Raw genomic sequence first — 10,933 nt, forward strand, 5'->3', positions numbered from 1 at the left:
TGAATGGGCCCTTCGGTTTCTGTGCCGCGTGGCCTCCAGGAGAATGGGGTACGTTCAGGCCGATATCGATGAGGGCGGGAGACGGAAGGAGGCACGCGGTGTCATACGAACCCAAACTCGCCGCGGCTCTTTCCGGCGCGACTCTGCGCCAGCTGTCCCACTGGCGCCGAGCCTCCGGGCCCAAAGGCGCCGTGCTCGTCCCCGAGATCTCCAGCGAGAGGCCGATCCTCTACTCGTTCCGCGACGTTGTCGCACTCCGCATCTGCGTGCAGCTGCGCGAAGAAGCTTCGTTGCAGAAGATCCGCCGTGCGCTGAACACGCTTCGGGAAGACCTCGGCGAGTGGGAGCACCTCTCCTCGTACAAACTCGTCGCGGGCCCGGACACGATCTATCTGGCTGAACCCGACCACGCCGTAGACCTGATCAAGGGGGGCAACGTGGTCATCCACCAGATGGTGGATGTTCTCGCGCCCTTCTATAAGGACGGCCGTAGCATTCCCGCTCTGCTCACCCCCCGTGAGCACGTCGCGGTCGACGAGTCGGTCCGCGGCGGAGAACCGGTCATCCAAGGCACCAGGATCCCAGCCTCAGATGTCGCTGCTCTCGTAAGAGACGGCATCCCGCCGGACCAGATCGGTGAGTTCTACCCAGGCGTGACGGCCGAGGCCGCCCGGGACGCCGCCGACTTCAGCGAGTACGTCGACAGCTATGGCAGCAGCGAGCCCCGGCAGGTTGTCGCTTGAAACTGCTGCTCGACGAGAACGTGCCCCGTCCCATGGCCGAGATCGTGCGCATCCTGCTGAAGGCACATGAAGTCGTCCACGTCCACGAGCTCAAGGGCTGGACGGGCACGAAGGACATCGAGCTGTACGTCAAGGCCAAGGCCGACGGCTTCGAGGTCGTCATCACCAACGACACCAAGCAGCTCAGCCGGCCACTCGAAGTGGCGGCCATCGCACAGTCGGGCTTGCATCGCATCGAGTGCCGCCAGAACAACAAGCACGGTGGCCTGGTGGGCCTGGGCACGGCGATCGCCACTGTCTGCGCGGCCCTTCCTCACGCCCTGTCCGAACTCGAAGCAGCTGACGGCCAGCGTCTCGTCTCTCTGACGTCGATCGACCCAACCCGGCAGAAGCGCCTCCAGATCACGGACCCGGCCGTCGCCCCGCCGAAGCACTGGCCTGGCCGCGATTCGACCGCCAAGTCCTGACGCCTCGATACACGAGGGTTCCCGGCCGGTACCCCATGGGAAGCGTTGCCGGGAAATGATCTGGCATCGCCGCCTGCGCTTCGTCTCATCAAGACTCACTGCCGAGCTCTTCCTGGAGTTCGGCGATGCGGCGTTGGGTTGCCGCCGCGTTCTTCTGCTGACTGGTCAGTTTCGCCTCGGCGGCGGCCAGTTCCCGGGCGAGCTGCTCTCGATCAGCTGCCGCCCGCTCACGGATGGTCCCGTCATCGCGGTACGCGGGCCCTCCCCGCTCACTGCTCACTACGCCGCGACGCTCTCCGCATTCTGGGCAGTCGACGACGCGGGTGGAGACGCGGGTGTTCTCGCGATGCTGAATGTAAGGCACCACGTGGTCGCAACGGAGAGTGAGATCCCAACTATCGAGGTCCTTCTTGCGTTTCTACCGTGAGGGCCAGGAAGCGAACAGCCTGGCGAGCTTCTCCACCTGCTTCGGCCCCATCGGAGGTGGCGGGCAACAGAAACAGCAGTGTGTTACCCGAGAACCGCTGACGGTCCACCGGGCGTCCCGGCAGTCGACGTGCCGCTCCCGGAACCTCTGGTTGGCTTCCTCGTATTCGAGCTTCTCCGCCTCGGACAGCTTCAGGAGGGGTGGCCAGCTCCCCAGCTCATCCGTCATGGGCAGTCCGCAACCGCGGCAGGGCTCACCGGCCACGTACTCCGCCCAGCTGAGGCGTGTACCTTCTCGCTCCCACTGCTCATCCCGCTCGCGGCGCCGCCGGTCATCCGCTTCGGCTTCGAGGGCCGAGCGCAAAGCACGCTCGGCGGCTCGTTGCCGCTTCTGCTCCTCCGTGAGCTTGGCCATGGGCTTCACCCTCCGCTGCGCCGGGTTCCTGTGCACGGACCGCGGAATCCATGCTGGCGTGGCCGCCCCGTTTGCCGCCTGCCCGTGTGCCGGATGACACGTTGCGACCGGGCTCGGATCGCAAGCGGCCTTCAGGCGACTGATGGCGTCCGGTGCGGGCAGTCGGAGGCTGCTGATTTGATATGCCGTCAGCGAGCCCTCTACAGAGGGCATGAACAGCAGGGCATATGACGCAAGGGGCAATCTTGGCAGCCCGGCACCTGCCCTGAACGGGGATCTGCGTGATGTCTGTGACTCAGCGCTACGACTGGTCACGCTTCTAGGTGTAGGTGTCACGGGAAGTGATGCCCCCGGCTGTTTCAGCACCTGGCTGGTCCGTGAGGCCCTGGCCGAGTCCCGCCCTACCTGGGGATCGTCCGGTCTGATGCCATGGACGAAGTGCAGGTCGGAGCACCATCGTTGGGGGCGATGTGGGGACATCCACGCGATGGAAGGGGCCGAACGGCGATCCGTGGAGCTCGGCCGGGAGGCGGCTGGCGCGCTGGCGGGATGACTCGCGCAACGCGGATCAGCGGCTGGAGGAGATTGCGGCGGACCACCTGAGCGCCCTGCACGAGACAATCCGTGCAGATCGATCGGCCTTCGGGTTGTACGACACGGCCTGTGCGGCCGGCGAACGGCTCGCTGGGGCTCTGGGATCGCTGGCTACAGAGGGTGCGGAGTCGGAGGACGCGCTTGTTGCACGTCTCGTATCGGAGGTCGGAGGGGACGGCGGCACACTCGCCGACGCCGCGGTGCGCAGGGGGATGGCCGCGGCGGTCCGCGATGTCCGGAGCAGACATCCCGAGCTGGACGACGCCATGGGCGGAGGCGCCGGCGGCGGTGGTTTCACCTGGGACATCCTGTGCGACCTCTATCAGGTGTTCTTCGCCGACATGGTGGGGGAGTTCCTCAGGTCTGTTGTCGCCGAGCAGGTGCGGGCCTTCCTGACAAGGCCGAGCCGGGCCGTCCTGCACACCTCCCCGCTCCCGGATGCCCTCATGGACACCACCGATACTCCCGGGCCTGGAACCACCCCCACCGAGCCGTCGATGGCGGCCGCTGACGTCCCCGAGATCGGCACCGACATTCGTGTCCGCGTCCTCGACCGAGGTACAGGCGGCCGCTACAAGGTCAAAGCGCTCTCCCCGCCGGTCAAGGTCCCGCTGGTCCTGACCGTCCGCCACGGATCGACTCCGCCCCGCCCCGGCGAAAAGCTGGACTGCTGGGTCTTCGCGCAGGAGAGGAACCACTGCCTGCTCACGACGGACCAGCGTGGACGCCAGCCCATCTCGGCGAAGATGGCCGAGCGCTACCTGGCGGCGCTTGGTGTGTTCGACGAACTGACCGCCGACGGCGTCGCCCTACCGGAGAACGCCCGTGAACGGCTCTCCGAGCTCAAGGGCATGGCCAACCGCGTACTCCGCCGCGACCAGACGGACTGGGTGGACGTAAGACGAGTGCTCGGCTCACCCGACAGACAGCGTCTGAACCTCTTGCGCGACCTCGCCGCCGAAACCAATCGCGCCCTCAAGGACGACAGCCTGGACGTGAGTCGTCTCCGCGAGAACCTGGCGCGAACGGACTGGTCCCCCTCTCTGGCCCAGGCCCGGGAGACGCTTCAGCACCGCATGACCACCTTGACCGAGCCGACAGCCGAGACCACACCCACACCCTCCGCACCGCAGCCCGAGCAGGAAGCAACCGAGCCCATGGCATCCGCCGAGGACACCGCCGTAACGACACCGTCCGCGACGAATCTTCTGCACACGCTGGAGACCACCGCGGCCGCCGACCGCACGTGCAAGAAGCACGAAGCGGTGCGCCACGCCCTGATGTCGGCCTTGTTCGAGGCCGACGAACAGGCGACGTCATCCCAAGTCGTAGATGTCAGCCGCACGGCCGAAGATGGCGACTTCCTATACGAGATCCTCGGCGCCGGTCACTCCGCCTACATCGACCTCCGCTCGGGTGCCGCCCGCCTCCTGGAGATCAACCACACCCTGGCCGCCCCCGCCGACCGTCTCTACCTGGTCCTCACCGAGCCGCCGGCCGAGGACTGGTCCGCCGAAACTCTGCTCGCCGTCTACGGTGTCCACCTCCTCTGGCGCACCCACCTCGGCTGGGCCGGCCGGGACAAGGATGCCGCCCTGGGCTCGGCGCAGCCGTAGGCGCCATCGGTCTAGGTTGATCACTTTGGCAGTATGAAGGAACGATGCGCGGCGCAGAGTGCAGCGGGAAGGGTCACTCGACCCGCCCCGCAGCCCCGAGCACACAGCTGACCGCCGCGCATTAGGGTGCGGGATGTGCAGCCGCCTCTGGTTCTCTTCGACCTCGACAACACCCTGGTGGACCGGCGGGGAACCCTCGCTGTCTGGGCCGCAGAGTTCACCGCCCAGCACGGCCTGGAGGACGAAGATCATGCGAACGTCCTGGACATGATGGCCGAGCGGGCCTATCCGTCCACCTTTGAGGCGATCCGCACCCGGTACCGACTGCCTATGTCGACTGCGGAGTTGTGGCACACGTACTGCACCGACATCGCAGCCTTGGTGTCGTGCCAGGCAGGGGTCCTCAACGGCTTGGAGGAGTTGCGTGCGGCCGGCCGGCTGGCGGGTCGGGGTGGCGACCAACGGTGCGGCGGACATCCAGCGCGCCAAGCTGCGGGCCACCGGTATCTCCGAGCGCGTGGACGGCGTCTTCGTCTCCGGGGAGGCTGACGCGCGCAAGCCGCAGACCCGGCACTTCGCCCTGGCGGCGGCCCGCTGCGGCACAGTCCTGGGCGACAGCGGCTGGATGGTCGGGGACAACCCGGTCACCGACATCGGCGGCGGACGCTCCGCAGGACTGCGCACCATCTGGATCGGCAACGGCCGTTCTTGGCCGCCGGACGTTCCCGGACCGGACCACGTGGTGCCGCATGCACGCGCCGCCATCGACCTGCTGCTTTTGCACTCCTTCGACCACACAAGGACCGCGGCATGACGAGCACCATTGGGCTGTTGCACCCCGGCAGTATGGGATCCGCCTTCGGCGCCCAGCTGCGCGCGAGAGGCCACATCGTGCTGTGGTGCCCCGACGGACGCAGCGACACAACCCGCCGCCGGGCCGAGCGCGCGGGCCTCGAAGCCGCGGCGCTGCCTGAGCTTGTCTCCCGCTCCGATGTGCTGCTCTCACTGTGCCCTCCCGCCGCGGCGGAGGAGACCGCCGGCCAGGTAGCCGAGCTCGGCATGTCCGAAGCGGGCACGATCTATGTCGACGCGAACGCCGTCTCACCGTCGCGCGTGGTGAGTATCGCCGACCGCCTGGCCCCGATGCCGGTCATCGATGCAGCGGTGGTCGGTTCGCCTCCAGTGGGCGGCAAGTCCCCGACGCTCTACCTTTCCGGCGCCGTCGAGCAGGCCGACCGGATCGCCGAACCCTTCGCCGGCACCGATGTGCGGACCCACGTCCTGGGCGACAGCATCGGCAAAGCCTCCGCACTCAAGCTCGCGTATTCCAGCTACCAGAAGGTCTCCCGAGTGCTGGCTGCCGTGGCCTACGGGGCGGCGGACACGTACGGGGTTGCGGACGAGCTGCTGCTGATCGCGGCCAAGCGCACCCGCAGCTACCTCGTGGAGACCGACTACATCCCCAAGACCGCTGCCCGCGCCTGGCGTTGGGGCCCAGAGCTTGAGGACGCGGCGGCCCTTCTCGCCGACGCCGGGTTGCCGGATTCTCTTATGCACGCGGCTGCCGTGACGCTTGCCCGGTGGGACGGGAACAGAGACGAGCAGCCGGACATCGCTGAGGCCCTGGAAGCTCTGCGTCTTGAGCGGGACCCGGGCAACCCGAGTTGAGCAGGTCGCGTCCGCTGGGGCGCTGACGTCCTGGCCGTCAGGAGCGAGGTGGCGTGGTGCGGACGATGCCGTCGATCCTCTGTGCGGTTTCATGGGGTGCCGTCGCGTCCGTCTCCACGCGCAGTTCCCACTGGGCTCGACGGTGAGCCGCAAGATCGGCCTGAGTGGCGTCCCACGCGGCCAGCCGGACCACCGTGTCGGTGTCACCGCGCTGTGGTGAGCGTCGAGCGGTGGTCTCCTTGGAGCACCACAGCAGAACGCGCACCCAGCGCGCCGGGTAGAGGGCGGTCACCTGCTCCATCCCCGCCATCTGGCCGAGGTGGACGACGGGGGTCCTGCCACCCTCCATGGCCTGTTCGAGGCCGGGCCGGTCAACGACGTAGATGTTTCCGTACCGGTCGTTGCGGTAGATGACACGCCGCGTGCCTCAAGGTCAGCCAGCTGCTCCGGTGTGCCCATCCGGTAGCCCTTGGTCTTCCCGCTCCCGATCTTCAGCCGGGTGAACAGCACGTACCGTGCGTCGAGTTCGGTGAGTGCCGCCGTGATCGTGTCCTTGCCCGCCGCAGGCGGCCCGTACAGCAGGATGCCCTGCCTCACTGGAACACCGTCCCGAAGACCTGGCGCACCTGGTCCGTGAGCGAAATCGCGGCGCCAAGCCGGTTGTCGACAACCAAGTGCGGCACGACGGGCCGCAGCTCGAGATCGATCGCTGCAGCGTACGTGTCCCAGTTCTGGAGTTTCCAGCTGTCGCGGGCGGCGGACCGGAAGCTGATGTACTCGTGCATCGTGTCGAGGTCGCACTGAATCCAGACGACAGCGACGGTGACGCCGCGTGCTTCGCAGCGGTTGATCAGGCGCCGCATCCACCGAGGGTCGGTGGTCTCGGCGATGAAGGGCGCAGAGAGGACCGTGCTGATCGCGCAGTCGACGTTCGCGTACGCGGTCTCCAGCAGGCACTGGTACTCCAGCGGGCGGACCTTCTCCCGGTAGAGGTCGGTGTGCCGGTCGTTGGGCTCGCTGCCCATTTCAACAAGGAGGCGCTCGACGAGCGGGCGCGTGATCGGGTCCTTGTCGAGGACGGGCCATCCAGTGAGTTGCGATACGAAGCGGGCAAACTCCGACTTCCCGCTGCCCGCGTAGCCGCCGACCATCATCAGCGTCGGCCGGTTCGGATCACCGCCGGTGTGACGCCGCTTCCAGGCATCGAGGATTCGCTGCTGGACGCCAAGACCGTCGGCGTCCTCCGCGCTCGGCGCCAGTTGGTGCAACGCCCGTTCCACGGCCAGGACGTGGGCGCCGTTCTGCGGTTCGCTCGACGCGGTGAACTTGAGCTTCGTGGCCTCGTCGGGCAGAGCGTTACGGAAGCCGAGCTCGGGCTCGGTCGCGCGGTACAGAAGGCAGTACGCGCGACGGTAGTGCGGTCCGGGATAGACCTCACCCTGCTCGTGCTGCCACAGAGTCTGGAAGTTGGCGGCCGGCACTGTGAGCCCCGCGGCCCGGGCCACCTCGTTTAGCTGCTCGCACGCGCCTTCGAGCGTCAGGCTGTGGGCTTCGCGTTGCTGTCTCAGCTTGTCCGGGCGCCACCCCGGACGACTTCTACTCACCGCGCCTACCGCCTGCCCATCTCTGGTCATGATCCGGAGCCTATGAGGGCACCGTGGACGGACGCGTGTGGAGGCGCAGGGGGCTCCGTTGTCCGCGTCGCTCCACCCCGCCTCGCCCTACCCCTGGAAAAGATCAGGCCGCCATTCCTGCAGGTCGCCGTCGAAATTCCCTTCTCGTACATCACGCAGGGCAGTCGCGTACCCGATCTCGATTGCCTCGGCGATCAGCTTCTGCAGCTGTGTCGGCGCCACCAAGAGCCCTGAGCCAGTGCCGGAGCAGAGGTTGGCCGCAGCGTGGCTGGCTGCCTGCGCGTGGTCACCAGGAACCGTCGCGATGTGTAGGTCCGTGATGACCTGAGCAGCGCACTCGATCTCGTCCAGCGGATGCGAAGTCATGGCGGTCAGTATCCGCACGTCGGTGGCGGGAGGGAATGCCGCCTCTGGTGCACTGCCCCGCCCATAGCTGGAAGTCGATCGATGCCGACTGGGCGCCGGTGAACATTCGTGCCAGGATCGTCACGCGGGGCTGAGACCAAGCGGCCCCTGGTCAAGCCCCTATTTCTGGCGACACCCCTTGTTCCAGGTAGGCGGTCAGGCCGGCTGCGCGGGCCTGGATCCCGGCGGTGATCCGGCGTGCGAGGCGTGGAATGGTGAGTTCTGGCAGTTGCTGGGCGTCGTGGAAGTCGTAGCTGCGGAGCTCGTCGGCCTGCAAGGCGATCTGCTGGCGCTGTTCCGCACTGAGACGGCCGCCGTCGAAGAGGTAGAGGACCTTGTCTCCCTCCCCCGGATTCGGCGCCCAGTCCACGACGAGCAGGCGGCCGATGTGGGGCTTGATGCCCAGCTCCTCGTGGACTTCGCGGACGCAGGCTCGCCGGGGAGACTCCCCTTGCTCGACGTATCCGCCGGGGATGTCGCGGTAGTCCTTGTACGAGGGTTCGACGAGCAGGACTCGGTCGGCGTCGTCGAAGAAGAGTGCGCCGGCTGCCATACGCGGGTGGGCCATCTTCGCTTCGTGCTCGTTCTCGCTCACGGGACGGACTCTAACCGCCGACGACGCCGAGCCTGCGTGCCAGGTTTGCCACTGGCTGGGACGGGCGGCCTCGAGTGCCTCGGATCCAGCCGATGACCAGTTCCCGGCTCAGGTAGTGGTGGCGCACCTGTTCCGGGGCAGCCTGCTCGGCGGCCAACAGGGTGGCCAGGGCTTCATCGGTCCGGTTCCAGGCGCTGAGTGCTCTGGCGACTTCCAAGCTGTGCCTCACACGTCGTTCCACAGGCAGGTCGCTGGTGTCGATGCGTTGTCCGAGGTCGGCAGCTATCTGGATGTCTCCGAGCTCTCCGGCGGTGGCGACGCAGTGGATGGCCACGTTGGTTGGGCCGAAGGCCGTCCACAGGTGGTTGGCGTCGGCGCCCAACCGCTGCGCGGTTTCGTCGGCTTCCCGAAGGAAAGTCTGCGTCGTCGCCCGGTCCTCCGCTCGGGCGGCCGCCATAGCGCCGGCGAGGAAGAGCGTGCCGTAGACCGATAGGTACTCATCGTTCGCGGTTCCCAAGCCGGGCTGCATCACGGCCGCCGCATCGTTCACCAGCTGGACCGCCGGGGTGAAGCGCCCGGTGGCCAGCAGACAGTGTGTGACCGCCCGGAAGAGCGAGCCCGTCACCGCACTCTGGCCGCTGTGTTGCGCAGCCGCCAGGCCGCGGTCGGCGGCGATCCATGCCAGCTCCGACTCCCCAACCTTGCCCAGGACCATGGCCGCTCCTTGGTAGGTCAGAGCGAGCAGGGCATGAGCCTCTTCCCTCTTGCGCCCCGAGTACCCGCGGGATGCGGCGAGGGCATCGGCCAGTACGAGGGGAAGGCGTCGCGTGGCGAAGCCGTAGCGGGACGCCTGATAGGCGTCGAGGATCTCCTTCACGCTGGCCCGAAGGTCCTTCAGGGCGGGCGGTTCGTCATCGGGCGGAGGTCCCAGCAGAGGCGTGAGCTGCTTGTAGTCCATGAGGGCTTCGCGCAGGGCGGGGACCGTGCGGCGGCCGCTGTCGTTGGACCACTCCATGAGGGTCGGTTCGGCGAGCAGGTCTCCGAGGGAGACGTCGAGGGCCTCGGCGAGTGAGGTGATCACCGAGAGCCGGTCGAGCTCGATCCGATTGTTCTCCGCTTTGCTCAGCCAGTCCGTGGTCCGCCCCACAAGGCCGGCCAGGACTTCTTGGGAAAGTCCGCGTCGGCGCCGGTACCAGGCGACGCGCTCGCCGATGGTCAGGTTCTCTGTCATCCCTCGCATGTCCTGAGCATCACCTCGTGGCCGGAATCGACCCCGGAAGGATTTTCCGGGGTGCTGCGGGGTGCCGTACCTACTGTCGCAGTAGATCGAAAAAGCCGCCGGGCAATGTGGTCAACTCCCTCCGCTTCGGCTGGCTTTGGTGATCGGTCCTGCTTCTCAAATGGGAGCAGGGCACGGCTCGCTGATACGGACTGGAGGTGTGGAGGGTGCGCAGCACGAAGACGGCGGAGCCGTGGACCGAGGAGGGTCTCGGCCCGTTCGGCCCGGCAGCTCTCAAGCCGTACTCCAGAACGCGGTTCGCCACGGACGGCAGCGCCTTGCTGAAGATCTACGTGGGCATCGACCCCGAGGGTCGGCGCCAGCGTGAGGTCGCGACGATCGAGCGCGCTGCCCTGTGGGGTATCTCGGTCCCGGCCGTCCTGGCCACGGGAAACGATGAGGCAGGGTCTTGGACGGCATTCCGGGTTGTGGATGGCACGCCGTGCTCGGTAAGCACGCACTCAGCGATTGAGGAGTACATCGGTCACGTCGTGGCTGTGAGTCGCAGGCTGCACCGGCCTGTTGGCGACGCCACTCCCGGATCTGGCTGGGAAGCTCGGCGAGCCGGTGTCGTTTCCCCGCACCAGTTCCTGCTCGATCAGTTCTCTCCTCGCTGCCGGTCACTGCCCTGGTGGGCGGTGCTGAGAGAGGCCCTCCAACCGACCGATTCCCATCCGGTCGTTCGCCTGCACGGTGACCTCAAGCCCGAGCACCTCCTCGTCGACGGCGAGTGCCTGCACGTCGTCGACTGGGAGGCGAGCGCCTGCGGACCGGCCGTCCTCGACTACACCGATGTGGTCTTCCACCTCGTACGCGACCTGCTGTACGGGGGCGTGCCGCCCGGACGCATCCCGGTCGATCTCCTGACCCGGTTGCCGTTCAGCGGGCCGGCCCTTGCCTGGCGCCTGCTCCTTTGGCTCGATCGCCGTCGGATGCAGGACATCGACCTCATCACCGTCCACGACATCTATCGACTCGCGGCGGAGGAACAGGCTGCCTCCGTGTACCGGTCGCTCGCTCAGACGGTCGCGCTCCTCCGCGCTGCCGGCGTCCCTCGCTGAATCCTCCGCTCCACCGCTCGTCCAGGCGTG

Annotated in this window: 13 protein-coding genes; 6 read left to right on the forward strand and 7 right to left on the reverse strand. The window is 67.4% G+C overall.

Translation table 11 applies throughout. The features are described from left to right. Positions 1–98: 98 nt before the first annotated feature. Positions 99–743 (forward strand): DUF433 domain-containing protein, encoded by a 645-nt coding sequence (locus tag J2X68_RS15945; protein ID WP_097251353.1) that lies wholly within the window; start codon positions 99–101, stop codon positions 741–743. Beyond that, positions 740–1,210, forward strand: a complete 471-nt coding sequence (locus tag J2X68_RS15950) for a DUF5615 family PIN-like protein (protein WP_310433201.1) — start codon at positions 740–742, stop codon at positions 1,208–1,210. Before J2X68_RS15945 ends, J2X68_RS15950 begins: the two co-directional genes overlap by 4 nt. An 88-nt stretch (positions 1,211–1,298) precedes the next feature. Here the strand turns inward: J2X68_RS15950 and J2X68_RS15955 are convergent, their stop codons facing one another. Both J2X68_RS15955 and J2X68_RS15960 read right to left on the reverse strand, forming a co-directional pair. Beyond that, complete coding sequence (locus J2X68_RS15955) at positions 1,299–1,577, reverse strand: hypothetical protein (protein ID WP_310433202.1); 279 nt, start codon at positions 1,575–1,577, stop codon at positions 1,299–1,301. Positions 1,578–1,628: 51 nt separating this feature from the next. After that, complete coding sequence (locus J2X68_RS15960; protein WP_310433203.1) at positions 1,629–2,051, reverse strand: hypothetical protein; 423 nt, start codon at positions 2,049–2,051, stop codon at positions 1,629–1,631. 806 nt (positions 2,052–2,857) lie between these two features. Here J2X68_RS15960 and J2X68_RS15965 point away from each other — a divergent pair. The 3 genes from J2X68_RS15965 to J2X68_RS15980 all read left to right on the forward strand — a co-directional run bounded on the left by J2X68_RS15965 (position 2,858) and on the right by J2X68_RS15980 (position 5,929). Beyond that, positions 2,858–4,261: a hypothetical protein gene (locus tag J2X68_RS15965; protein WP_310433204.1), complete on the forward strand. Its 1,404-nt coding sequence runs from the start codon at positions 2,858–2,860 to the stop codon at positions 4,259–4,261. A 424-nt stretch (positions 4,262–4,685) separates the two neighbouring features. Beyond that, positions 4,686–5,075 (forward strand): HAD family hydrolase, encoded by a 390-nt coding sequence (locus J2X68_RS15975; protein ID WP_310433205.1) that lies wholly within the window; start codon positions 4,686–4,688, stop codon positions 5,073–5,075. Beyond that, positions 5,072–5,929 carry a DUF1932 domain-containing protein gene (locus tag J2X68_RS15980; protein ID WP_310433206.1) on the forward strand — a complete coding sequence of 286 codons (858 nt, stop codon included), beginning with the start codon at positions 5,072–5,074 and terminating at the stop codon, positions 5,927–5,929. The genes J2X68_RS15975 and J2X68_RS15980 overlap by 4 nt, the downstream gene beginning before the upstream one ends. A 37-nt stretch (positions 5,930–5,966) precedes the next feature. On the opposite strand, the gene J2X68_RS15985 is transcribed toward J2X68_RS15980, so the two are convergent. The 5 genes from J2X68_RS15985 to J2X68_RS16005 form a co-directional block, all read right to left on the reverse strand. Further along, positions 5,967–6,278 (reverse strand): phosphotransferase-like protein, encoded by a 312-nt coding sequence (locus J2X68_RS15985; protein WP_310433207.1) that lies wholly within the window; start codon positions 6,276–6,278, stop codon positions 5,967–5,969. A gap of 244 nt (positions 6,279–6,522) precedes the next feature. Beyond that, on the reverse strand, positions 6,523–7,563 hold the full coding sequence (locus tag J2X68_RS15990; RefSeq protein WP_310433208.1) for an AAA family ATPase: 1,041 nt from the start codon (positions 7,561–7,563) through the stop codon (positions 6,523–6,525). An 87-nt stretch (positions 7,564–7,650) separates the two neighbouring features. Continuing rightward, positions 7,651–7,929, reverse strand: coding sequence for a hypothetical protein (locus tag J2X68_RS15995; RefSeq protein WP_128802538.1), 279 nt, complete (start codon positions 7,927–7,929; stop codon positions 7,651–7,653). Positions 7,930–8,080: 151 nt separating this feature from the next. Next, positions 8,081–8,563 (reverse strand): NUDIX hydrolase, encoded by a 483-nt coding sequence (locus J2X68_RS16000; protein ID WP_128802539.1) that lies wholly within the window; start codon positions 8,561–8,563, stop codon positions 8,081–8,083. Between the two features lie 10 nt (positions 8,564–8,573). After that, the gene (locus tag J2X68_RS16005) at positions 8,574–9,794 is read right to left on the reverse strand and encodes a helix-turn-helix transcriptional regulator (protein WP_310433209.1); all 1,221 of its coding nucleotides are present in this window, start codon (positions 9,792–9,794) and stop codon (positions 8,574–8,576) included. A gap of 215 nt (positions 9,795–10,009) precedes the next feature. On the opposite strand from J2X68_RS16005, the gene J2X68_RS16010 reads away from it, so the two are divergent. After that, complete coding sequence (locus J2X68_RS16010) at positions 10,010–10,903, forward strand: aminoglycoside phosphotransferase family protein (RefSeq protein WP_310433210.1); 894 nt, start codon at positions 10,010–10,012, stop codon at positions 10,901–10,903. Positions 10,904–10,933 lie beyond the last annotated feature (30 nt).

The sequence above is a fragment of the Streptomyces sp. 3330 genome, assembly GCF_031456635.1.
In the GTDB taxonomy this organism is placed as follows: Bacteria; Actinomycetota; Actinomycetes; order Streptomycetales; family Streptomycetaceae; genus Streptomyces.

Coding starts and splice junctions, on each gene's coding strand:
- J2X68_RS15960 (WP_310433203.1), bottom strand. CDS start 2,051: ATGGCCAAGCTCACGGAGGAGCAGAAGCGGCAACGAGCCGCCGAGCGT.
- J2X68_RS15965 (WP_310433204.1), top strand. CDS start 2,858: ATGGCCGCGGCGGTCCGCGATGTCCGGAGCAGACATCCCGAGCTGGAC.
- J2X68_RS15980 (WP_310433206.1), top strand. CDS start 5,072: ATGACGAGCACCATTGGGCTGTTGCACCCCGGCAGTATGGGATCCGCC.
- J2X68_RS15985 (WP_310433207.1), bottom strand. CDS start 6,278: ATGGAGGGTGGCAGGACCCCCGTCGTCCACCTCGGCCAGATGGCGGGG.
- J2X68_RS15990 (WP_310433208.1), bottom strand. CDS start 7,563: ATGACCAGAGATGGGCAGGCGGTAGGCGCGGTGAGTAGAAGTCGTCCG.
- J2X68_RS15995 (WP_128802538.1), bottom strand. CDS start 7,929: ATGACTTCGCATCCGCTGGACGAGATCGAGTGCGCTGCTCAGGTCATC.
- J2X68_RS16005 (WP_310433209.1), bottom strand. CDS start 9,794: ATGACAGAGAACCTGACCATCGGCGAGCGCGTCGCCTGGTACCGGCGC.